Genomic DNA, 23065 nt, shown 5'->3' with positions numbered 1-23065 from the left:
AGGAGGGAAAGTGATGCATTGTAACGTGTTACCGCAAGGTCCAGCCAGAAAGCTCGTCGTATTCGTAATGATGGCAGCTCTGCTTTTGTCGTTGTTGCCGCAGCCAAGGGCGTATGCCGACGGCAACGTCTATTACGTCGGGGGCGCCGGAGCTTCCGATGCCAATCCCGGATCCGAGTCGGAGCCGTTCGCGACGATTCAGCAAGCCGCGAACGTCGCGACGGCGGGAGACACGGTTAAAATTCGCGAAGGCGTGTACCGCGAAACCGTCGTGCCCGCGAATTCCGGATCCGTGGGCAGTCCGATCGTTTTCCAGCCGGACGGAGACGCCGTCGTCACGGTCAGCGGAACGGACGCAGCGGAAGGCGGGTGGACAGTCTATTCGGGCAATATCTACAAGAAAGCGATCGAGCTTCCGGTGACCGGCTACCGCGACTATATTACCGGAAACGAAACGCTGATCGCAAACCAGGTTTTCGTCGACAGCAAGATGATGATCGAAGCGCGCTGGCCGAACGTGACCGATTCGGACGATCTGTTGAATCGCGCGGATTATAGGGACGGCAAGGCGGGGACATGGACCGCCGCAGGCGCTACGCAGAAGCTTTCGGATGCGGCGATTCCGGCGATCGACGGCGGCTGGGCCGGCGGGACGTTATGGGCCAACGGCTGGTTCATCTCCCAAACCCGAAGCATTACCGCCGATACGGGTACTCAGCTGACGTTGGCGGGAAATCCGATCGACTCGGATTTCCGCGATTACTATTATTTAACGGGCAAACTCGGCGCCCTCGACACGGCAAAGGAATGGTTCTATGACGGAACCGACCTCTACCTGTGGATGCCGAACGGCGAAAGCCCATCGGACGTCGAAGTTAAAATGAGGAACTACGCTTTCGACCTCAGCGGCAAATCTTATATTACGGTTCAAGGCATCGACGTGTTCGCGTCTACGATCACAACGGACGAAGACAGCTCGAACATCACGCTCGACGGCTTGCGAGCCAAGTACATTAATCACAGCGTGACGACTCCGGGATCCGATCTCAACTATACGCACAACGAGGATACCGGCATTCGGCTGATTGGACCGGACAGCATCATCAAGAATAGCATCATCGAGTATAGCTCGGAAGAAGGGATCGTGCTCGGCGAAGGCAATATCGCCGAAAACAACGTCGTTCACGATGTTTCCTACGGAGGCAACTACGCCAGCGGGATTAGTCCGGTGCCGGACACCTCGGGACAGAAGATTTTGCACAATTCGATTTATCGAACAGGCCGTTCGAGCATTAACTTGCCGCCCGCCAAAAACGTGGAGATCGGCTACAACGATCTATACGACTTCGGCTTGATCAATACGGATACGGGCGCGATTTACTCCGCCCGCAACTCGGACCTGGACGGTACCCGCATCCATCATAACTGGATTCATGATCCGAAGGCGGATCTCGATGGAGACGGACTCGTAGCCGGCATTTACTACGACCAAGGCGCGGGCCCTACGCAAGTAGACCACAACGTCCTGTGGGGCAACGATGACGTGGACCTGTACGTGCAGCACGAAAGCACTTCAGAGCAAGTGCATCATATCTATAACAATACGTTCGTCACGAATGCAACAGCGTCATTCTTGAATTTCACGACAACGCCGAAGGATTTCCTGAACAACAACATTTACCGGGATCAAGTCATCGGCAATACAACGTCATCGACGGATCTAACGCCAAGCAGGAATCCGAAGTTCGTGAACGAAGGAGACGGCGGTCTGAGATTCCGTCTTCAAGAGAGCTCGCCGGCGGTCGATGCCGCTGCCGAAATCGCTGGGGTAACGGATGGTTATATTGGCGACAAACCGGACATCGGCGCGTACGAATTCGGAGGTGAGGACTGGATCGCCGGTTACATCGGACCGGATTGGTCCCCGGATTATGAAAATCCGGACGCCTCGACGCCGGATACGGACGATGCCTCCGGAGCAGCGACGGCAGGGAAGATTACGATCAACGACGCCGACATCGGCGAAGGCCAGAATCAATTCAACTTCGTCGGTAATTGGGGAGTGAGCCCGGAACCAGGATCGTATCAAGACAATGAGCATTTTTCGGGCGAGACCGATGCGTATTACGAAGTGAAGTTTACCGGAACGCAAGTGAAGGTGTACGCCCAGAAAAACCATTCCTTCGGCATCGCAGCCATATCCGTAGACGGAGGGCCGGAGAAGCTTGTGGACGGCTATAGTCCGACGAAGATCCATAATACGCTGCTTTACTCCAGCGAGACTCTCCCTCTCGGCGAGCACGTGCTCAAGGTACGGGTAACGGGAACGAGCAACGTGAACGCCGACGGTACCTATCACGTGGCCGACCGCGTGGTCATTACGACGGGCACGCTGGAGATCAACGATGCGGAGACGGGCAGCGGAGCGAATCAATTCGAATTTGCAGGCACCTGGGGAGTCAGTCCGGAAACCGGTGCATTTATGGACAACGAGCATTATTCGGACCAGACGGACGCCTATTACCAGGTGAGATTCGTAGGCACGCAGGCTAAGCTGTTCGCCCAAACCTATAAATCACTCGGCATTGTCGCCGTATCGGTCGACGGCGGTGAGGAAACCCTGGTGGATTGTTACAGTCCGACCAAGGTGCATAACACGCTTCTTTACGCAAGCGAAAAACTCGAATACGGCGGTCATGTCCTGAAAGTGCGGATTACCGGGCAAAAGAACGAAGCCGCGGAACACAACTGGCATAGCGCGGACCGCGTCCAAATCGTAACGGGCTTCGTCCCTTATTCGTCCGCCGTCACGATTAACGACATGGACACGGGTACGGAATTGAACCAATTCGATTTCCATGGAACCTGGGGAAATAGTCCGGAACCGGGCTCGTTCATGGACAACGAGCACTTCTCCAACGAGACCGGCGCTTACTATCAAATCAGGTTTACAGGTACGCAGGCCAGAGTATTCGCGCAGAAGTATTTGTCGCAAGGCATCGTGGGAATATCCGTCGACGGCGGAGAAGAAACGCTAGTGGACACCTACAGCCCCGTCAAAATCCATAATACGCTCGTCTATACGAGCCCTGTGTTGGAGAATGGAGAACATGTTGTCAAGGTTCGCGTGACGGGGACGAAGAACGCGGCTTCGAACAATACCTATCACAGCGCAGATCGGGTCGTCATTACGACGTTGCCGGTATACGAGGCGGAAGAGGCGAGTGTATCGAACGGGGCAGGCATTCAATCCGAACAAACCGGATATACCGGCAGCGGATACCTTGGAGGATTCGGCGGCGAGAACGCCTCGTCCGCGTTCACGGTAAATCCAGGAACTGCGGGCGATAAAAAGCTTACGCTGCGTTATGCGAACGGGAACGAAACGGCAGCCGGCTTGAGCCTCTACGTGAACGGAGAAAAGGCGAAACAACTGACGCTGCCGGGGACGACAGGCTGGAATGTATGGGACGAATGGACTGAAACGATTGCTTTAAACGCAGGAGATAACGAGATTGCCTTCAAAGTGGACCCGGAAGATGCGGGGAACGTTCTGCTCGATTCTATAAACGTTCCTTACGAAGAACCGGGCGTGCCTCCTCCGGCTTCGAACGAGCCGGATCCGGGAACCCCGCCTTCGAATCAGTTTAAGCTTGCGGGTACGCCATTCGGGACGGACGGAACATGGGGCCCGCCTGGCGACACATACGACAAAGTGTTTGACGGTGACACTTCGAGCTTCTTCGATTCCACGACAGCCACGGGAGCCTATGCCGGCCTCGACTTGGGCTCCGGCAATGCGAAGAAGATTACGTCGATCAAGTTTTATCCGAGAGAATCGGAAATAGGCCGCATGAACGGCGGCAAGTTCCAAGGCTCCAACACGAGCAGCGACAGCGGATTTACGGATCTGTATACCGTCACGTCAACGCCGGCTTCCGGCTGGAACGAGGTGACGATTTCGGACAATACGCCGTACAGATACCTCCGTTATATCGGCGGGACGGACAGCTATGGCAACGTTTCCGAGGTGGAGTTCTATTCCGACTCAGTTCTTCCTCCGGCTCCGAACACGCAGGACCCGGCGCCAGGCACGGTTTACGAAGCTGAGGACGGAACCCTCGACGGCGGCACTTCGGTGAACACCGACCATGCCGGCTACTCCGGAACGGGCTTTGTCGATCACTTCAGTGACCAAGGAGCTTCGGTAACCTTTACGGTTAACGCCGCGATGGCCGGCGAAAGAGACGTGACCTTGCGGTATGCGAACGGGAACCCTGCCTCGAGCCTGACGATTTACGTGAACGGAACGAAATTCAGACAAACGCTGTTGCCGGGACTCGCAGATTGGGACGCGTGGGGTTTTATCACGGATTCGCTTCATCTGAAGGCAGGCGAAAATACGATAACGTACAAGTACGATTCGGGAGACGCCGCCCACGTCAACTTGGATTATGTCAGCGTAGCCCGCGCGCCTGAACCGAATACGCAGGATCCGGCGCCTGGCACGAAATACGAAGCCGAGGAGGCGGCTCTCGACGGCGGCACTTCGGTGAACACCGACCATGCCGGTTACTCCGGAACGGGCTTTGTCGATCACTTCAGTGATCAAGGAGCTTCGGTAACCTTCACCGTTAACGCCGCGATGGCCGGCGAAAGAGACGTGACCTTGCGGTATGCGAACGGTAACCCTGCTTCGAGCCTGTCGATTTACGTGAACGGAAAGAAATTCAGACAAACGCCATTGCCGGGACTCGCAGATTGGGATGCGTGGGGCTTTATCACGGAATCGCTCCATCTGGCGGCTGGCGAAAATACGATTACGTACAAGTACGATTCGGGAGACGGCGCCCACGTCAACTTAGACTATATCAGCGTAGCCCGCGCGCCTGAACCGAATACGCAGGATCCGGCGCCTGGCACGAAATACGAAGCCGAGGAGGCGGCTCTCGACGGCGGCACTTCGGTGAACACCGACCATGCCGGCTACTCCGGAACCGGCTTTGTCGATCACTTTAGTGATCAAGGAGCTTCGGTAGCCTTTAAGGTTAACGCCGCAACCGCCGGCGCTAAGGACGTGACCTTGCGGTATGCGAACGGTAACCCTGCTTCGAGCCTGACGATTTACGTGAACGGTACGAAAATCAAACAAACGCCATTGCCTGGACTCGCGGATTGGGATGCATGGGGCTTTATCACGGAATCGCTCCATCTGGCAGCTGGCGAAAATACGATTGCGTACAAGTACGATTCGGGAGACGGCGCCCACGTCAACTTGGACTATATCAGCGTAGCATTCGATCCAGCTGCTCCGACGCCTGTGCCAACGCCGACACCAACGCCAACGCCGTCCGGCACGATAAGCGTGCCGGCTACGGTTGACGGCAATGGCAAAGCCGTTGCCAATATCGGCTCCTCGGCATTGAACGCAGCCATCGATGGCTCTGACGACAAGACGGTGCACATCGAAGTGACGGGTACGAAGTCCGCCAAGGCCGTGACGGTTAACATCCCAGCGGATTCTCTGAAACGAGCTTTGGATCAAGAAATCGATCTGATCAGCATCGATACCGGACTCGCCAGCGTGACGGTAGATACGGGTCTCCTCGATAAGGACGGCGTTTCAGGCGAGCTTCGTTTGACCATAGCGGTCGTCGATCCTGCAACATTGTCTAAGGACGCGCGGCAAACGATCGGCAACCAGCCGGTCTACGATTTCGGATTAAGCGTCGGAGGACAGACGATCGATAAGTTCGGCGGCAACGACGTCTCGGTATCCGTGCCATACACCCTTAAGCCTGGAGAGAAGCCGAACAAAATCATCATTTACCACATCAGCAACGAAGGCAAGCTTGAAATCGTTAAAAACGCAAAATACGACGAGAAGACCGGCACGGTCACCTTCCGTCCGAAGCACTTCAGCCTATACGCGGTCGTGCCGGGAACGTCTTCGTTCGTAGATGTAGGAAAAGGCTCTTGGTCGATCGAAAGCATTGAAGCATTGGCTGCTCGCGGCATTGTCCAAGGGTTGGGGGAAGGCAAGTTCTTACCGTCTCGCTCGGTAACACGCGCCGAATTCGCGGTTATGCTAGCGAACGCTTTCGAATGGACTTTAACGGGAGATAAAGCGAGCTTCTCCGACGTCTCGGAAGGCTCCTGGTACGAGGGAGCGGTTGCGGCGTCGCAACGGCTCGGCATCGTGCAAGGGTATCCGGATGGTACCTTCGATCCCGACGGCAGCATCACGCGCCAAGAAATGGCCGTGATGCTGTATAGAGCGGCATCGGCGCTCGGCGTTGAGCTTAAATCGGCCGGCAGCTTCCAGCCATTCGCCGATCAGTCCCGAATTTCGGCTTTCGCAAAGGATGCGGTTGAAATCGTGCATCAATCGGGAGTTATGGGCGGCTTCGGCAACGGAAACTTCTTGCCTCAAGCTTTCACGACAAGAGAGCAAGCCGCCGCCGTGCTTTGGAAGATTCTGCAAAAAAACTAATGAACGGACGGCTCCCGGATTCCCCGGGAGCCGTCAATGAACTCGCTGTCATTCGGTGAGTAAGGAGAGATGACGGAAATGGATATCCATGATTACATTCAAATCGCGCCCAATCGCAGGAGCTTTCAAACCCGCGACGGGGTACCGGTGTTCTGGCTGGGGGATACCGCATGGTCCTGTCCCGGTCGCGCCAGCTGGGAAGAGTGGACGGAATACGTGGATGAGAGAGCCCGTCAAGGGTTTAACGTGATCCAAATGAACGCATTGCCCCAGCACGATGCGTATCAACCGATTTTCCAAGGCCGAAAGCCCTTTGCGCTGTTGGAGGAGAAAAGCGAAGATGGAAGAATATTCAAGTGGAATTATGACGAGATCGACGAAGCTTATTTCGATACATTGTCCAGAATGATTGAGTACGCGAACGGCAAGGGCATGCTGGTCGCGCTCATCGTGGTTTGGTTCGAGCACGTGCCGGGCTCGCGGCCGACGGTCATTCCGCCGGATCATCCGGGCATGTCCGTCCGGCAGGCGACCGAATTCGGCTGTTATTTGGTCCGAAAAATGCGGGATTTAAACGTCGTGTGGATCATCAGCGGAGACGACGATTATGTCGGCGACGGTATTGCCGAATTTTATGATGCCGTGGGCAAGGCCGTGAAAGAAGCCGAGCTCTACGGAAGGCTTGTTACGACGCATCCGGTCGTTAAGTCGGGCGATGCGTACCACCATGCCGAGTGGCTGGATTTTAATATGGTGCAAACCGGACACGGAAACGGCCATCATCGGCCTCCCATGCTCGTACGGGAAGAATGGGACAAAATGCCCCCGAAGCCGGTTCTGAACGCGGAGCCTTGTTACGAATGGCATCCCGACTGCGGAAGAAAAGACCCCGTCCTGCGGATCGGCGTCCGCCGGGCTTGCTGGAGAAGCGTGCTTGCAGGGTCTTTGACGGGCCTGACTTACGGAGCGGAAGGGATATGGAACTGGGCGCGGAAAGGCGATTTTAACCGGAATCGTTCGCCGGAGCAAGTACATCCTTGGCAAGAGGCATTAAAGCTGCCGGGTGCTCAGGATTTGGTCAGGATGAAACGGTTGCTGACGGCATTGCCGTGGCAGGACTTAAAACCGGCGCAGGAGCGGTTGCTGAATGGATCGCAAGAAAACGTAAATGCAGCCGCTTCGGCAGACGGCCGGTTGTTGCTGGCCTATTTGCCCGAAAAGGGAACGATCGAGCTCGATGTATCCGGGTTGGATACGAATTCGGCACCGTACTGGTGGAACCCGGAGAGCGGGGAGCAGGTCGCTGCAGCGCCGATTGGCGGATGCAGGCTGATTGCAAGCTCGCCGTTCGAGCAAGATGCCCTGCTAATCATTCATTCACTATCCTAAAAGGATTTCAGAGGTGCTCACATGAAATATACCGTCAAGAACGGGGTCATCCGCAGTAAAAAGGGCATTCCATGCACGCCCCGGTTTATCGTCGACGGGCGGCTAAGCTTCAGGTACGACCAGACGGGCGTTGAACAGGTAGGCTTTAAGAATCCCGCGCAGGCGAAAGGGAACAGCAACGTATTTTTAAAGAAGTTATGGGACGGCTTTCGATTCTATCTTGAGAAAGACAAGCTCAACTATAAGCCTGAATATGCGAATACCGAGGTTTGGCCGTTCAGCATAGAAGCGGAATGGAGCTTTCTCAACGCCGTCGTAAGACATAAGGTCATGGCAGTCGACGAATCCATCGTATTCCAAGTCCTAACGCCCGCGAATATGCCTTCGGACACGGTTTTCAAGCTGGAGTTCTACAATGCGTTCGGTTTAACTCCCCTGGATGCCGAGGACATCCGGTTCTGCGATATGGGGGTGGACCGGAAGTGGGAGGAGTGGCAGTTCGATCAAGCCGGCAATCGGCTGCTCGGCGGCTTCCGGGAAACGGTGAAAGGCGTCGTTCGAGCTTCGGAGGAACGAGAATATGACACCAATCATTACCGGACGGAAGAGCATCCGTATGAGGGCTGCGAGCTTCATATCGGAATCGGCGCGGATTTTGCCGTTCATTACCGCAGAACGCCGCTCAACATAAAACACATCCTAAGCAGCCCGGTTCTCGAGCCGGGGAGAACGTACAGCTTCGTCGTTTCCTTTCACCCCGAGAAGACGGGGCTTTCCGAAAAAATGACGGAGCTTATCGGTCGGCTGGAGAAAAAGGTCGGGCAGCAATACGCAAGATATACGAAGGCCGCGGAGCTTTCGCCGAGACTGATCAGTCCTTACAAAAGGCTGAACGATTATTTGAGTCTCATCCCCGTATGCCATGAATCGTTAAAGGTAAACGATCGTCCAGGAGCGATCAAAGCGAATTCGTACGCATGGGTCTGGTGCTGGGATGGAATTACGGCCAGTTTTGCGACGGCGTACTGGAATGATACGGAGCATTTGCGGGACATGCTGAGATTTTACAGGGATACGGCCGACGAGAAGCTAGGGCTTGCCCTTGCGCTCAGCAACGACATGCGCTTCCTGATCGGGTGCGCTTTGCCATCTCAAGGGATGTATATCACGCTGCTGCAGCTGTATTATTCGGCGACGGGTGACGCGGAGCTCGTTCGGGAAATCTACCCTTTCGCCAAATGGTTGTTCGATAAAACGCTGACGCTCGAACGGAGCGGGACCGGATTATGCGAAGGTCCCTCGATGTATCCCGATTTTCCGATCTTCATGAAGGAAACGGGGCAGGATTTGAGCGGTTTGAATAACACGATCTTCTATTGCGCGGCAAGATCGATGGAGTATTTGGCCGTACTCGCCGGCGACCGCGATACGGCGGAAGAGGCTCGTCAGACTATTCGAAGGATCGAAGAGAATTTCCTGGATCTGTTCTTCGATCGCGACAAGGGTTACATCGTGAGTTCGGTGGATTCGGTTACATTGGAGAAAAGGAATTCCTTCAACTCCAATTCGGTCAAATGGGAGAACAACTATTGCCGCGAACTGATGGAGCCCGTGTCGGCTTCCTGCCTGGAGTTCTTCGACAAGCATATCGTCAGCGAAGCCGGCTTGCGGGAAATTCCGGCGTGGTCGGACGCTTACGATCAGGATGCCAACCAGCTGCATTGCTGGTGGCCGGTGACCGGCGAGTATTTCATGCGCCTGGCGAACGAGCACGACCGAAAAGATTTGATCGAGAAGTGGATCGGCTGGATCAGCTACTGGTCCGAAATGCTGATGTGCCCGGAAGGCATTTCCTGCTACGTCGAAACGAGCCGGCCGGAGCTGGACAGATGGAATACGATAAGCGGCCTTTGGTACGGATACAGCATGAGAGGCTGGTATCAAGCGGCCATTCATGGCGTGTTCGGATTGGATGCCGACGCCGGCGGAATTACCTTCTTCCCTTACTCTGGAGAGGAAATGGCGTTGCACAATTTCCGCTATAGGGGACAAATTTACGATTTCGAAATGAAGGGAAGCGGGCCGTATATCGCATCCATCGTCGTGAACGGGAAAGAGATCAAAGGCACTAACAAGCTGCCTTTCCTTGCCGCGGGGAATCGCAAGCGCAATAAAGTGCAAGTAAACAGGGTAACGCATCGTCCTCAACAAGCTTGGCTCAAATACGGCTACGGGATCGAGCTTCTCGATATCGATTGCGAGGAAGGGGCGATTAAGGCCAGACTAAGCGGAGTCGGCACTTGCAGGCTCAAAATCGCGGCAGCTGCGAAACCGAACGTCGCGATTGACGGTCATCCGGCCGAAACGCATTATGATGAAGCTTCAGGGATCGCGACTTTAGAGCTTATTTTTGAGCCGGGCGAGATCAAGAGCTTATTCGTTCAGTAGGCTTTGGCAGACAAAAGGCACTCCGGTCACGGAGTGCCTTTCTTCGTTAGTGCGAGCGGCGTCATTCCGACTCCAGCAGCTGTTTGACGAGCCGTTTGGGAGCAGCGTGCAAATACGCTTCCTTCAGCAGAATGGCCATTTGCTCCCAATCCTTCGGCGCGTTTACGCCGATCCAGCCGCGGTGTCCGATATAAGGCGGCTTATAGAATTGCTCCTGCTGAAGCAGGATTTCCTGATTTTCCAAATCCGACTTAAAGGTCATGCCGTGATCGCTCATGATGATGAATGATTTGTCTTTTACTTTGAATGTCGTATGCCCGAATCCGTCGATCACTTCGGTCGTTTCGGGCAGCTTGCCGCAGATGCCGCGGACCTTCTTTAGCATTTCGATGCCTTCGGGCGTGTGGATGCCTTGGTGATTCGTCACGTGGTTGTCCTCCTTGCATGCGGTATCGACCCGTTTCTATACTACCATTTTTTCGCGATCAAGGCTGAGATATCCTCTCCGGAAAGCAACTTTTTGACGTTTCATGCAGTCTGTTATATCGTAATCGGCATGGAGAGGGTGATAGAATGAAAGGCATCATGGCAGCCGTCTATATCGTTTGCGCACTCATGCTGGCGTTTCTCGTATGGATTTGGATACAAGTTCAGTCCATGTAACATGACCCGAATAGAAGGCGGTAAAAAATGATCACGCGATACATAATTGTTCGAAGCTCGCTTATTATGCTTGGTCTATCCCTCATTTTAGGTGGAATGCTGATAGTTATGGCAAAGGTGCTGAGCTCGAATCAGACGCCTAGAATTGTGCGTTTCCCGGCGCATGACTACCAGTACAAGGAAGTGAAGGCATCCAACGGGTTCATCCTTCATGTCGTGAAGACCGATCCCGCGAACGTGACCCTAGAGGCCGTGCGGCAAAATGTTACGTTATCCGATTATTACGGCATCAACGGCGGTTTCTTCTATGAGCAGCAGCTGCTGAGCATGGCGGTCGTCAATGGCAATCCGGTCGCCGGCGAAAATGACAGCTACGGCTCCGGCGTCGAAAATACGAAATATCCGCGCGGCACGCTCGTTTGGGACGGTGCGGCAAATCAACTTAGCGTCCAAATCGTTTCGAATGCTTCCGAGCTGCAGGTGACGGATCGATCGAAGTTTTGGGCGCAGGGCGGCATCAGCATGCTTCTTGGACGCGATGAGGAATGGTTCGCCGAAGCGGCAAAACAGCATGCCCCTTATATGGACGATAACCGGCTTCGCTCCGCAGTTGTATATGACTTCGCGGGCGAAGTCTATCTCATAGTCAGCAGCACGAAAGGGACGCTTGCGGATTTCCGCGCGGCAATCCTCGAACGCGTCGGAGAAGGGCGGCTCTCGGACGGCATTTTCTTGGACGGTGACGGCTCGTCGCAGCTGCAAATCGCAGAAGCTTTGCTTCCCGGCGACAGCAGGCCGGTCGTGCAGATGATTCGGATTGTTAGATAGCAGCATTTAACGGCCGACGGACACTTACAAATCCGCTCATTCTGTGGTAATCTAGTAGGAAACTTGCTTTATTGCAAAGAAGCGTCAAAGCACGAAACTACGAGACCGCGGGCGCACGACTATCGGCTAAGGAGAGGCAACGTATGACAATGAAGCTGGATCATCTAAGACAACAAATCGATGAAATTGACCACGAACTGGTTGCGCTGCTGGCCAAACGGTTCCAAATTACCGAAGAGGTAGGCAAATATAAAGCGGCTCACTGCCTGCAAGCCCAAGACCCGGGCCGGGAAGCGCTGCAGTTTAAGAAGATCGAAGAACTGGCTAAATTAAGCGGGCTGCATGCCGGCAATGCGGCAGCGATATTCCGATGCATTATGGATCAGGTGATTGCCCGGCACGAGGAATTAAGATCCGAGCGCGTTTCCAGCTGAATACGAAGCAAAAAATAATGGATAGAGCACCGGGATGGTTCCGATGCTCTATCCATTTCAATTTTGCACAAGGATCATATAGACCAGCGTACCGCCGGCTATGGATAAAAACATGTTTCTCTTCCAATTGTGGAGCCCGGCAACGATGATAATGGAAATGAGTTCGGGAACCCCGTGTATGCCGGATAAGAAGGTGACGTCTTTGATGCTATAGACAACCAGCAGCCCTAGCGCCGCAGCAGGCAGTACTTTGCCGAGATATTGTACATAACTTGGCGTAGGGCGTCCTGGAGGGAAAATCAGAAATGGGATAAATCGGGTTGCCATCGTCCCCAAAACGACCATGCCGATTGTAACGATTTGTTCGAATTGCGTCATTGCCATGCTCGTTCTCCTGTTTTCTCTAATTGGCCTCTCAATAACGTAAGTCCGCCGATCATGATGACCATGGAAGGAATAATGAAGCGGTCGCTGCCAAAAACATAGAGGCATAGCGAGGCTACCCCCAGCCCTAATAACGCGCTGTGGCGGGAAGTCTCCTTCTTCCATTGTTCCATGAAGATCACCACGAATAGCGCTGTCATCACAAATTCCAGCCCTTCGAGATTGACTTGAACCATCGACCCGAAAAGCCCTCCAATTGCTGCTCCAAGCACCCAATAACAATGATTGAGCACCGTTACGAAGAACATGTACCAGCCTTTATTCACATCTTGCGGTACAGTCGCCGCGTAATTGATGGAGAACGATTCATCGCACATGCCGAAAATGAGATAAGCTTTTTTTAGCCCGGTTCCTTTGTACTTTTCAAGCATGGAGATGCCATAAAACAGATGCCGTGCGTTCACCATTAAGGTGAGAAATAGAGCGCCCAATGGATTGAATGCGCCAAGCAGCAGATTGACCGCAACGAATTCCATGGATCCCGCGAATATAAGCAGGCTCATAAGAATCGGGTATACCGCATCAAACCCCGATACGTTCATGTAGATGCCATATGCGGTCCCCAAGAACAGAAAACCGGCAAAAATAGGGATTGTAGACGGAAAGGCGGCACGAAACGCCTTCAGCAGCTCGCGTTTACTTGTCATGTTAGCTAATTCTCCTAAAAAGGTTTACATGCCATTTTAGCAGTGCAAATCCATACAATCAACGATATAATTGTCGATACCATCTTATGGACACCGATTGTTGGCATGAATTTTGCAAGTACGGCAGGCAGAAGGGCGAGGACCTAACCAGTTCGCGCGCGTGGCGCGGAAGGAGAGCATGGATGGATAAGCAGAGAACGTATGTGAAGGTTTCGGGCGAATTTCCTGGTCCTAAGACAAGAGCGCTGCTGGAGAGACGAAAGCAAGCAGTGCCTCTTGGCATCGGCAATACGACGCCGGTCTTCGTGGAACGGGCGCAAGGCGCGCAGGTGACGGACGTTGACGGGAATCTGTTTCTGGACTTTGCCGGCGCGATCGGCACGCTGAATGTCGGGCACTGCCCGCCGGAAGTCGTTCAGGCGCTGCAAACGCAAGCCGCGCAGTACATTCATACCAGCTTCCATGTGGCGATGTATGAGCCGTACATCCAATTGGCGGAGAAACTTGCGGCGCTTACGCCGGGCGATTATCCGAAGAAAACCATCCTGCTGAACAGCGGGGCGGAAGCGGTGGAGAATGCCGTTAAGATTGCGCGCAAATTTACGGGGAAGCCCGGCATCGTTTCGTTCACGCGAGGTTTTCACGGGCGCACGCTGCTCGGCATGTCGCTCACGAGCAAAGTCAAGCCTTATAAATTCAAAATGGGTCCTTTCGCCCCGGCGGTCTATAAAGCGGCCTATCCCTATCCGCTGCACCGGCCTCGGGAGCTGACCGAAGAGCAGTACGCCGCGTACTGCGTCAAGCAATTCGAGGATTTTCTGCTGACGGAAGCGGCGCCGGAGGAGCTGGCTGCCGTGATCATGGAGCCCGTTCAGGGGGAAGGCGGCTTTATCGTTCCGCCGGTATCGTTCGTGCAGGGCATCTATGAGATTTGCAAGCGAAACGGGATCCTCTTTATTTGCGATGAAATCCAGACGGGCTTCGGCCGAACCGGCACGATGTTTGCCGCGAGCTATTTCGGCATAGAGCCGGATATGATTACGATGTCCAAATCGATTGCGGCCGGCGTTCCGATCAGCGCCGTAACCGGCAGGGCCGAGATTATGGATGCGCCTGCACCCGGGGAAATCGGCGGAACCTATGGAGGCAGCCCGCTGGGCTGCGCAGCCGCGCTAGCCGTGATCGATAAGATTGAACGGGAACAGCTCTGCGGCCGGGCGCGCGCGATCGGCATGCGCATCGTCAGCTGCTTCTCTGCGCTTAAGGAGCAGGTTCCGGTCATTGCGGAGGTAAGAGGCTTAGGGGCGATGTGCGCGGTTGAGTTCATTCATCCGTCTACCGGCAAGCCCATGAAAGACTTCGTTGCACGGCTTGTCAAAGCATCTTATGAGGCGGGAGTCATCGTGCTAAGCGCCGGCATTCATGGCAACGTGATCCGCTTCCTAACGCCGCTCGTCATCACGGATGAGCAGCTGGAGGAAGGATTGGATATCTTATCAGGCATCATCCGGCAATTGGATAGAGAAGATGAATCGAACCGATAGGGGGATAAGAGCAACATGAAAAAAAAGCTGTATATCGGCGGTCAATGGCTGGAGGCAAAATCGTACGCGGAGCTTGCTTCACCCTATTCGGGAGAAGCGATCGCCGAAATCCCCATGGCCGGTCCGGAAGAGACGGAACAGGCTATTGAAGCGGCCTATCGCGCAAGAGGCGAGATGGCGAAGCTCCCTGCCCACCGGCGCGCGGCTATACTGGAACGGCTTAGCCGGCTGCTTGCGGAGCGAGCGGAGGAAGCCGCGCGCATCATCGCAACGGAAGCGGCTAAACCGATCAAGACGGCAAGAGCCGAGGTCGACCGTACGATCCAGACGTACAAGTTCGCCGCGGAGGAAGCGAAACGGCTAAGCGGGGAAATGATCCCGCTTGACGCGGCGCCGGGCGGCGAAGGAAGGATCGCCTATACGGTGAGAGAGCCGATCGGCGTCGTCGGCGCGATTACGCCGTTTAATTTTCCGATGAACCTGGTTGCGCACAAAGTCGGTCCCGCCATCGCGGCAGGCAACACGATCGTGCTCAAGCCCGCATCGCAAACGCCGTTATCCGCTTTCTTCCTGGCCGAATTGCTGGAGGAAGCGGGGCTCCCCGCAGGTGCGCTCAACGTAGTCACAGGCTCCGGCTCCGTCATCGGGGATACGATCGTCAAGGATGATCGGGTGAAGGGCATCTCGTTCACCGGCAGCCCTAAGGTCGGGATCGGCATCCGCAACCGGGCGGGCTTGAAGCGCGTTTCGCTTGAGCTGGGCTCGAACTCCGCGCTCATTATCGACAAGGGCGTCAATCTGTCTAAAATCATTCCGCGCTGCGTAGTCGGCTCATTCTCCTACCAGGGTCAAGTCTGTATCTCGCTCCAGCGGATTTACGTGCATACGGAGATTTACGATGCGTTCGTCGCCGGATTTACCGCCGCAGCGGAGAAGCTGAAGATCGGCGATCCACTTGACGAGGAAACGGATCTGTCCGCGATGATTACGCCGGGTGACGTCGGCAGAGCCTTGGAATGGATCGAGGAGGCGGTCGGCAAGGGGGCGACTCTTGCATGCGGAGGCACATCATCAGGCCGCATGCTGCAGCCGACTGTGCTGCTCGATGTGGATCGAACGGCGAGAGTGTCGTGCGAGGAAGCTTTTGCCCCGATAGTGTTAATTAACCGCATTAATCATGTGGATGAGGGCATTGAGCTGATCAACGATTCCAGATACGGCCTGCATGCCGGCATTTACACGGACAACATTCATACGGCGATGAACGCAGCGGAGCGGCTCCATGTCGGCGGGGTCATGATCAACGATATTCCAACCTTCCGAGTGGATAACATGCCATATGGAGGCGTGAAGGAGAGCGGTCTCGGGCGCGAGGGCGTCAAATACGCGGTCGAAGAAATGACGGAGCTCAAGACGGTAATGATTAATCGGACCTAGCCTAACCGGAATACACTATAGGAAACCGACTGTATAGAAGGTGATCCGACAATGTCTTCGCGATATGGATTAGGGATGTTCCAGCAGCAGAAGCAGCACATGCATATGTCGCCGCAGCTGCAGCAAGCGATTAAAATTTTGCAGCTGCCGACCGTCGAGCTGCTTGAGCTGCTTCGCGAGGAGCTCGAGCAAAATCCGTTTCTGGAAGCCGAGGAAACGGTGTTTGCAGGTGCCGATCGGCCCCGTTCAGCAAAGCAAGCGGACCCGCTAGACTATATCGCAGTCCGGGAGCTGTCGCTGGAACGCCATCTGAAGGAGCAGGTCCGCTTCGATGACGGCCTTTCGCAGGAGCTAAAAAAAATCGTCTATTACATCATCGGGAATTTGGACGCCAACGGTTATCTGGACGTTACGGTCGATCAGTTGGCAAAAGCGCTTCAGGCCCAGCCGCAGATGGTATCGCAAGCGCTGCATTATGTGCAAAGCCTTGAGCCGGCTGGCGTCGGTGCAAGAAATTTGGCGGAGTGCTTGCAGCTTCAGCTCGATCGGTCGGGAGCCGGAAGTTCGTTATTAACGGCATTAATTACATCGCATCTGGAGGAAATCGCGGAGGTGCAGATTCCGAAACTGGCCAAAATGCTGCATGCCAAGCAAGAGGAAATCGTTGCCGCCGTCCATTTGATCAAATCGCTTCATCCGCGTCCCGGCGCGGCGTACGGATCGGATCATGCGGACATTATCGTCCCTGACGTGCTTGTCCGATCGGCAGGGGATCAATTCGTCGTATCGATACGGGAACCGGCGGCGCCGAGACTGACGATGAATGCCCAGTATGAAGGCATGGTGCAGGAGCTCGGCAGGACGCATGAGGCCGGCCGTTTTATGGCTGCCAAACGAAGCGCAGCCGCTTTCCTGATCAAATGCCTGGAGCAGCGAAGGCTGACCCTTCTCCGGGTGACCAGAGCGATCGTGGAGGAGCAGGAGGCTTTCTTTCGCAGTGGTTCCGCTTACTTGAAGCCTATGGTGCTGAGGCAAATCGCGGAAAAGGTCGGGGTGCACGAATCTACCGTCAGCCGCGCGACCTCCGGCAAATACGCGCAGACGCCATGGGGAACTTACGCGCTTAGCTATTTTTTTCCTTCCGGCTTCGGCGCAGGCGAAGATGATGCATCGTCAGCGGAAAGCGTGAAGGCGAGCATTCGGGAGCTGGTGAAGCAGGAGCCTTGCGAAGCGCCTTACTCCGACCAGCAGCTCGCCCGGCTGCTTGAAGAGAATGGCGTGCCGATCTCCCGCAGAACGGTCGCCAAATACCGGGAGGAGCTCGGCATCGCCAGTTCCTTCAAGCGCAAACGAGCGAAGGAGCATGGGGCAGACTAGCCGCTGGCTAGCTGTCCTGCAGCGTTTTGCACCATAAATTCATATCTTCGAATTTGTCGTAAATATCGCAGTTTTTCGTAAGCCGGCCTTGGTATTCGTAGCCGAGCTGGGCAAGGACGGCGTTCATCCCGAAGGAGAGTGCTCTTGACAGCGAGTAAGCGGTGCGGATGTTACGGCGCAGCAATTCCTCTTCAAGCGCATGCAGCAGCTGCCGCATCAAGCCATATCCTCTGTAGGCGGGCAGCGTGACGCAGTCGGTCATTTCCGCATTGCGGTAAACGCCGTTGATTTCGGCGGATGCCGCGCTGATCAGTTTGCCTTCGTGCTCCACGACGTAGAACACGGTGCCTTCCTCCATCACATGGGCGACATAAGCCTCTTCGTTCATTGGAATGGGGTAGGTTTGAAAAATAAGTCCGTATAAGGCAGCGAGATCTGCCGCATCGGACGTCGTCCCTTGGCGAAGCGTAAAGCCTTCAGGAAGCGGATCTCGCTCTCTTCTTGGCGCGAGCGCCAGCACCTGCTCCAGAATCCGGTCCTCTTCGATCCAATGGTCGCTTGTGCGCCGCTCGAGCTCGTTATATTTTGCCATGCAGTAGGCGTCTCGTCCGTCAAAATACCCATTATAGATCCCTTCCAGCATAAACCCCCTTGCGGCAAAAGCACGCCAATGCTCATCACGTGCCTTCACGAACAGCTTCGTAAACGGATGGCTCTCCATCATTTCGGCCAGCCGCAGACATATGGCTTGAACATTTCCCAGGTAATCATCGACACGAAGCCGTTTATTAAAATAATCCTTGCACACGTGCAAGGTAAATTCGGGCTCTTGAATGGTCTCCATTGTATAGTACTTCTCATCATGTGCATCGATCGTCATGCCGTATCCTCCAATCCCGTTTCCGCTATTCTACACCGGGTGGATGCAAAATCAATGCCAGATGCGCAGCATTGCCGGATTTGTCACCTAATTGGCACCGAAATTGCAGGAAGTTAGGCAAAAGTAACTGCGGATTGGAGGTATAACCATGACGCGCGAGCATTTGATCAAGCCGCTGCTGACCGCCCATTACCCGACCATCGCTTATGGCAAAGGCGTATTTCTGTATGACAGCGAGGGGAAAAGCTATCTGGATGCATCCTCCGGCGCGGTCACGGCCGGCATCGGCCATGGCGTGCAGGAGATCATCGACGCGATGCTGGCTCAGGCGCAGAAGGTTTCGTTCGTATACCGCTCCCAATTCACGAGCGAGCCGGCCGAGCAGCTGGCCAAGCGCCTGAGTGATCTTGCCCCCGGGCACGATTATTGGTCCTTCTTCGTGAACAGCGGTTCGGAAGCGACGGAGACCGCGATGAAAATCGCCATCCAATATTGGCAGGAGCAAGGCGTGCGCGGTAAAACAAAGGTCATTTCGCGGCGAATGAGCTACCACGGCATCACGCTGGGCGCGCTCTCGATGTCCGGGCATGTCGCACGACGAAGGCGGTTTATCCCGCTGCTGGAGGAGCTGCCGCTCGTCGCGCCCCCATACTGCTACCGCTGTCCGTTTCATTTGGAGGCGTCAAGCTGCGGAATGGCTTGCGCCGATGATCTGGAAACGGTCATCAAGCGCATCGGAGCCGAGCATATCGCGGCGTTTATCGCCGAGCCGATTATCGGCGCAGCAGGAGGCGCCGTTGTCCCGCCGGACGGCTACTATCAGCAAATAAAGGCAATCTGCGAGCGGCATGGAATACTGATGATCGCGGATGAAGTCATGACCGGCATTGCGCGCACCGGCGCTATGTTCGGCATGGAGCATTGGGGCGTCGAGCCGGATTTGATCGCTCTCGGCAAAGGACTTAGCGCCGGCTACACGCCGATTGCGGCGACGCTGGCGAAGGACCATGTCATGGAACCTATTCTGGCGGGCTCCAAGATCGTCATGTCCGGCCATACGTTCAGCGCCAATCCGCAGTCAGCCGCCGTGTCGCTGGCCGTGCTGGATTACATCGAGGGGCGCCAGCTCGCGAAGGCCGCCGAGGAGAAGGGGCGCTGCCTTCTGCAGGCTTTGGAGCGTGTCGCCGAGGGATGCCCCATCATCGGCGATGTTCGCGGAAAAGGCTTGCTGCTGGGGCTGGAGCTGGTTGCCGACCGGGCGGCGAAGACGCCTTTCGCGCCGGCGGTCGGCTTGACGCAGCGGCTGGTTGAGCGCGCGATGGCCAAGGGGCTGCTCATTTATCCTGCGGCCGGCGGCGTCGAAGGGGCCGGCGATGCGGTGATCATCGCCCCGCCGCTCGTGATCACGAATGAGGAGATCGATCTGTTGGCCTCACGTCTTGAAGAAGCCGTGCATGAAGTGATGGAAGAGGTGATGGGATGACGAAGCAGAAGTCGCTTGAAGAAGCGCTGCAATGGATTCATGACGGCTGCACGCTGATGTTCGGCGGATTTGGCGGCATCGGTACCCCGCCTACTCTTGTGGAGGGCATTTTGGAGAAAGGCGTGAAAGAGCTGACGCTTATCGGCAACGATACCGGCTTTCCATGGATCGGCATCGGCCGGCTGGTGACGGAAGGCAGGGTACGGAAAGTGATCACTTCACACATCGGCTCCAATCCCAATGCCGGGAAAATGATGGAGGACGGCCGGATGGAGGTGGTTTTCTATCCGCAAGGCACGCTTGCCGAGAAGATTCGCGCGGGCGGCGTCGGTCTGGGCGGCATTTTGGTCGATGTCGGCATCGGCACAACGCTGGAAGCCGGCAAAGAGAAGGTTGTAGTGGACGGCAAAACCTATCTGGTCGAGCCGGCGCTCACGGCAGACGTGGCGATCGTTCATGCGCGGAAGGCCGATCCATACGGCAATTTGATTTACGATAAAAGCGGTCGTAATTTTAACCCGCTCGTCGCGATGGCGGGCGATCGCACGATCGCGGAGGCGGATGAGCTTGTGCCGCTTGGCGAGCTGGATCCGGAGAGCATCGTGACGCCGGGTATTTTCGTGAATGCGGTCGTCGCCGGGAAAGGGGTGAACTGGCAATGGGTGTGGGAGAAACAAGCCGCGACCGGATCGCAAGGCGAGCCGCCCGCGAAATAAAGGACGGCATGGTCGTGAATCTTGGCATCGGCATACCGACGCGAGTGGCCGATTTCATTCCGGAAGGGACGCATGTCGTGTTTCATGCGGAGAACGGAATTCTCGGCGCGGGTCCCAGTCCGGCCGCCGGCGAGGAAGACGGGTTTCTTTGCAATGCCGGGGGCTATCCCGTAACGCTTGCAATAGGCGCATCATACTGTGACAGCGCGATCGCCTTCGCGATGATCCGCCGCGGTGCCATCGATATGACGGTGCTTGGCGCTTTGGAGGTCAGTGAGCAGGGCGACTTGGCCAACTGGATCGTCCCCGGCAAGCGAACGGCCGGCATTGGCGGGGCCATGGAGCTGGCGCAGAAGGCGAAAAGGGTCGTCGCCGTCATGAATCATGTGAACCGCGACGGCAAATCGAAGATCAGGAAGCAGTGTGAACTGCCGCTTACCGCGCAGCGCTGCGTCGATTTAATCATTACGGAGATGGCGGTCATGGAAGTGACGGATGAAGGACTTGTGCTGCGGGAAGTGATGTCGCCTTATACAGTGGAAGATGTCATCGGCTGCACGGAAGCCAAGCTGGTTATTCCGCGGCACGTGGATCGAATTACGTAGGCCATGAAGGAGGCGGGCGGCATGAGCCTGAAAGCGCAAATTCACGAATGGTTGGTACGGCATCGAGAAGAGGGCGTTCAGCTGCTGCAAAATCTGGTTCGCATGGCCAGCACGCAAGGCAATGAGCAAGAAGCGCAGCTGCTGGTGGCCGGTAAATTGTTCGAGCTTAACTTGGATGTGGATCTGTGGGAGCCGGATGGTGCGGTCTTGGAGAAGCATCCGTATTTCTATTCGCCCCGAACCCGGTTCTCGGGAAGTCCGAACGTAGTTGGCCTCATGCGGGGCACGGGCGGCGGCCGTTCGATCATATTGAACGGGCATGTGGATGTCGTGCCGGAAGGCGATCCGGCAGGGTGGCGCGTCCCGCCCTATGGCGGCGAGGTGCTGGACGGCAAGCTCTACGGGCGCGGGGCATCGGACATGAAAGGCGGCAACGTGTCGATGCTGCTGGCGATTCAAGCGCTTCGCGGCCTGGGGATTCGGCTGAAAGGGGACGTGATCTTCCAGAGCGTCATCGAAGAAGAAAGCGGCGGTGCAGGCACGCTTGCCATGATCGTCAAAGGCTATAAAGCCGATGCCGCCCTGATTCCGGAGCCGACGAATATGCGGATCTTCCCGAAGCAGCAGGGCTCGATGTGGTTCCGCATTGTCGTGAAGGGGCGTTCCGCGCATGGCGGAACTAGGTATGAAGGCGTCAGCGCCATCGAGAAAAGCATGCTTGTCGTCGCGCATCTGCTGGAGCTCGAGCAGATTCGGAATGCCCGCATCAGAGATCCGCTCTTCGACGGCAACCCGATTCCGATCCCGATCAATATCGGCACCGTTCATGGCGGCAATTGGCCTTCCTCCGTGCCTGATCTGGTTACGCTCGAAGGGCGCATGGGCGTCGCTCCCGATGAGACGCTGGAGCATGCGAAAGAGGAGATGGCCCGCTGGCTGGAGCTGCTCGTATCGAAAGACGAGTGGTTCCGGGAGTCGCCGGTGAGGCTGCAATGGTTCGGCGCCAGATGGGTACCGGGCAGCGTCGATCCCGCGCATGAGCTGATCCGGATCGTTTCGGAACAGTATGCAGCGGTTACGAATAAAGCCGCAGTCCTCGAAGCTTCGCCTTGGGGGACGGACGGCGGGCTGCTTACCGTACTGGCGGATACGCCCTGCATCGTGTTCGGCCCCGGCTTGACTCAGACTGCTCATTATCCAAATGAGCATATCGAGCTGGATGCCATGTTCGAGGCAGCGGAAATCATTGCGCTCACCCTCACGGAATGGTGCGGCGTTGCGGAAACCGCAGCTGTGGGGGACGCGGTTGGTGCGGCGAGTACGGAGGCGGTGGCCTCGAGAGAAAATGGTCCTGAAAGCGGCGTTAGTGATGAGTCGGCGACGGACATGGCAGCCATTAAAGAGCATGTTCCGCAAGTTCAAAGCAAAGAACACGATGCTCAAGGCGCCAGTAAACGAGAATAGCTGCGAAAAAGCCTGCCCGAGAAAGTCTCGGGCAGGCTTTTTTGCGCTCGCTTGATCGTCCGAAAGCACGAACTCGTGCTCTCGGATCCCAAACTAGCCATATAGCAAGCTGAGAGCACGGAATCGTGCTCTCAGCTTAACTTTCAAGGTTCCGCCAAGTACAACGAGCTGCTTCGAGCCAGCAAAAACGTTGCGCCCTCATTTATCGCCGTA

Annotated in this window: 16 protein-coding genes; 12 read left to right on the top strand and 4 right to left on the bottom strand. The window is 55.7% G+C overall.

Annotated features, from left to right (window positions below):
- Positions 1–13: 13 nt before the first annotated feature.
- From DL346_RS29470 to DL346_RS11495, 3 genes are all read left to right on the top strand, one after another.
- Positions 14–6493 carry a CBM35 domain-containing protein gene (locus DL346_RS29470; protein WP_165822482.1) on the top strand — a complete coding sequence of 2160 codons (6480 nt, stop codon included), beginning with the start codon at positions 14–16 and terminating at the stop codon, positions 6491–6493.
- Between the two features lie 78 nt (positions 6494–6571).
- Positions 6572–7882: a glycoside hydrolase family 140 protein gene (locus DL346_RS11500; RefSeq protein WP_165822481.1), complete on the top strand. Its 1311-nt coding sequence runs from the start codon at positions 6572–6574 to the stop codon at positions 7880–7882.
- Between the two features lie 21 nt (positions 7883–7903).
- Positions 7904–10330, top strand: coding sequence for a glucosidase family protein (locus tag DL346_RS11495; RefSeq protein WP_112882265.1), 2427 nt, complete (start codon positions 7904–7906; stop codon positions 10328–10330).
- A 61-nt stretch (positions 10331–10391) separates the two neighbouring features.
- Here DL346_RS11495 and DL346_RS11490 read toward each other — a convergent pair whose 3' ends face one another.
- Positions 10392–10757, bottom strand: a complete 366-nt coding sequence (locus DL346_RS11490) for an MmcQ/YjbR family DNA-binding protein (RefSeq protein WP_240633134.1) — start codon at positions 10755–10757, stop codon at positions 10392–10394.
- Between the two features lie 344 nt (positions 10758–11101).
- Between DL346_RS11490 and DL346_RS11485 the strand changes: the two genes are divergently transcribed.
- Together DL346_RS11485 and DL346_RS11480 are read left to right on the top strand one after the other, a co-directional pair.
- Positions 11102–11821: a P-loop NTPase family protein gene (locus DL346_RS11485; protein WP_133257521.1), complete on the top strand. Its 720-nt coding sequence runs from the start codon at positions 11102–11104 to the stop codon at positions 11819–11821.
- 143 nt (positions 11822–11964) lie between these two features.
- Positions 11965–12255 (top strand): chorismate mutase, encoded by a 291-nt coding sequence (locus DL346_RS11480; RefSeq protein WP_112882263.1) that lies wholly within the window; start codon positions 11965–11967, stop codon positions 12253–12255.
- Between the two features lie 57 nt (positions 12256–12312).
- Here the strand turns inward: DL346_RS11480 and DL346_RS11475 are convergent, their stop codons facing one another.
- Both DL346_RS11475 and azlC read right to left on the bottom strand, forming a co-directional pair.
- The gene (locus DL346_RS11475; protein ID WP_112882262.1) at positions 12313–12639 is read right to left on the bottom strand and encodes a branched-chain amino acid transporter permease; all 327 of its coding nucleotides are present in this window, start codon (positions 12637–12639) and stop codon (positions 12313–12315) included.
- The gene (azlC, locus tag DL346_RS11470; RefSeq protein WP_112882261.1) at positions 12630–13346 is read right to left on the bottom strand and encodes an azaleucine resistance protein AzlC; all 717 of its coding nucleotides are present in this window, start codon (positions 13344–13346) and stop codon (positions 12630–12632) included. Before azlC ends, DL346_RS11475 begins: the two co-directional genes overlap by 10 nt.
- A 182-nt stretch (positions 13347–13528) precedes the next feature.
- Here azlC and gabT point away from each other — a divergent pair, with 182 nt between their 5' ends.
- From gabT to rpoN, 3 genes are read left to right on the top strand one after another with little or no spacing between them, the layout of a single operon-like run.
- The gene (gabT, locus tag DL346_RS11465; protein ID WP_112882260.1) at positions 13529–14890 is read left to right on the top strand and encodes a 4-aminobutyrate--2-oxoglutarate transaminase; all 1362 of its coding nucleotides are present in this window, start codon (positions 13529–13531) and stop codon (positions 14888–14890) included.
- A 15-nt stretch (positions 14891–14905) separates the two neighbouring features.
- Entirely contained in the window at positions 14906–16327 is a 1422-nt protein-coding gene (locus tag DL346_RS11460; RefSeq protein WP_112882259.1) for an aldehyde dehydrogenase family protein, read from the top strand.
- 51 nt (positions 16328–16378) lie between these two features.
- Positions 16379–17704, top strand: coding sequence for an RNA polymerase factor sigma-54 (gene rpoN / locus DL346_RS11455; RefSeq protein ID WP_112882258.1), 1326 nt, complete (start codon positions 16379–16381; stop codon positions 17702–17704).
- A gap of 7 nt (positions 17705–17711) precedes the next feature.
- On the opposite strand, the gene ablB is transcribed toward rpoN, so the two are convergent.
- Positions 17712–18584, bottom strand: coding sequence for a putative beta-lysine N-acetyltransferase (gene ablB / locus DL346_RS11450; RefSeq protein WP_420849554.1), 873 nt, complete (start codon positions 18582–18584; stop codon positions 17712–17714).
- 148 nt (positions 18585–18732) lie between these two features.
- Between ablB and DL346_RS11445 the strand changes: the two genes are divergently transcribed.
- Genes DL346_RS11445 through DL346_RS11430 form a run of 4 tightly spaced genes read left to right on the top strand, consistent with a single transcriptional unit; the run spans position 18733 to position 22852 of the window.
- Positions 18733–20067 carry an aspartate aminotransferase family protein gene (locus DL346_RS11445; RefSeq protein ID WP_112882257.1) on the top strand — a complete coding sequence of 445 codons (1335 nt, stop codon included), beginning with the start codon at positions 18733–18735 and terminating at the stop codon, positions 20065–20067.
- Entirely contained in the window at positions 20064–20783 is a 720-nt protein-coding gene (locus tag DL346_RS11440) for a CoA transferase subunit A (RefSeq protein ID WP_112882256.1), read from the top strand. Before DL346_RS11445 ends, DL346_RS11440 begins: the two co-directional genes overlap by 4 nt.
- Complete coding sequence (locus DL346_RS11435) at positions 20726–21388, top strand: 3-oxoacid CoA-transferase subunit B (protein WP_112882255.1); 663 nt, start codon at positions 20726–20728, stop codon at positions 21386–21388. The genes DL346_RS11440 and DL346_RS11435 overlap by 58 nt, the downstream gene beginning before the upstream one ends.
- Before the next feature lie 21 nt (positions 21389–21409).
- On the top strand, positions 21410–22852 hold the full coding sequence (locus tag DL346_RS11430; protein WP_112882254.1) for a peptidase: 1443 nt from the start codon (positions 21410–21412) through the stop codon (positions 22850–22852).
- Positions 22853–23065 lie beyond the last annotated feature (213 nt).

The sequence above is a fragment of the Paenibacillus montanisoli genome (assembly GCF_003268025.1).
In the GTDB taxonomy this organism is placed as follows: domain Bacteria; phylum Bacillota; class Bacilli; order Paenibacillales; family Paenibacillaceae; genus Paenibacillus_Z; species Paenibacillus_Z montanisoli.
Note: the sequence above shows the minus strand (reverse complement) of the source record. Positions and strands in the feature narration are given on the sequence as shown.

Excerpts from the sequence above, each read along its gene's own strand:
- DL346_RS11480 (WP_112882263.1), top strand. The coding sequence starts at position 11,965 with ATGACAATGAAGCTGGATCATCTAAGACAACAAATCGATGAAATTGAC.
- DL346_RS11495 (WP_112882265.1), top strand. The coding sequence starts at position 7,904 with ATGAAATATACCGTCAAGAACGGGGTCATCCGCAGTAAAAAGGGCATT.
- DL346_RS11445 (WP_112882257.1), top strand. The coding sequence starts at position 18,733 with ATGACGCGCGAGCATTTGATCAAGCCGCTGCTGACCGCCCATTACCCG.
- azlC (WP_112882261.1), bottom strand. The coding sequence starts at position 13,346 with ATGACAAGTAAACGCGAGCTGCTGAAGGCGTTTCGTGCCGCCTTTCCG.
- DL346_RS11460 (WP_112882259.1), top strand. The coding sequence starts at position 14,906 with ATGAAAAAAAAGCTGTATATCGGCGGTCAATGGCTGGAGGCAAAATCG.
- DL346_RS11500 (WP_165822481.1), top strand. The coding sequence starts at position 6,572 with ATGGATATCCATGATTACATTCAAATCGCGCCCAATCGCAGGAGCTTT.
- DL346_RS11435 (WP_112882255.1), top strand. The coding sequence starts at position 20,726 with ATGGGTGTGGGAGAAACAAGCCGCGACCGGATCGCAAGGCGAGCCGCC.
- DL346_RS11475 (WP_112882262.1), bottom strand. The coding sequence starts at position 12,639 with ATGGCAATGACGCAATTCGAACAAATCGTTACAATCGGCATGGTCGTT.
- DL346_RS29470 (WP_165822482.1), top strand. The coding sequence starts at position 14 with ATGCATTGTAACGTGTTACCGCAAGGTCCAGCCAGAAAGCTCGTCGTA.
- DL346_RS11485 (WP_133257521.1), top strand. The coding sequence starts at position 11,102 with ATGGCAAAGGTGCTGAGCTCGAATCAGACGCCTAGAATTGTGCGTTTC.
- ablB (WP_420849554.1), bottom strand. The coding sequence starts at position 18,584 with ATGACGATCGATGCACATGATGAGAAGTACTATACAATGGAGACCATT.
- DL346_RS11430 (WP_112882254.1), top strand. The coding sequence starts at position 21,410 with ATGAGCCTGAAAGCGCAAATTCACGAATGGTTGGTACGGCATCGAGAA.
- rpoN (WP_112882258.1), top strand. The coding sequence starts at position 16,379 with ATGTCTTCGCGATATGGATTAGGGATGTTCCAGCAGCAGAAGCAGCAC.
- gabT (WP_112882260.1), top strand. The coding sequence starts at position 13,529 with ATGGATAAGCAGAGAACGTATGTGAAGGTTTCGGGCGAATTTCCTGGT.
- DL346_RS11440 (WP_112882256.1), top strand. The coding sequence starts at position 20,064 with ATGACGAAGCAGAAGTCGCTTGAAGAAGCGCTGCAATGGATTCATGAC.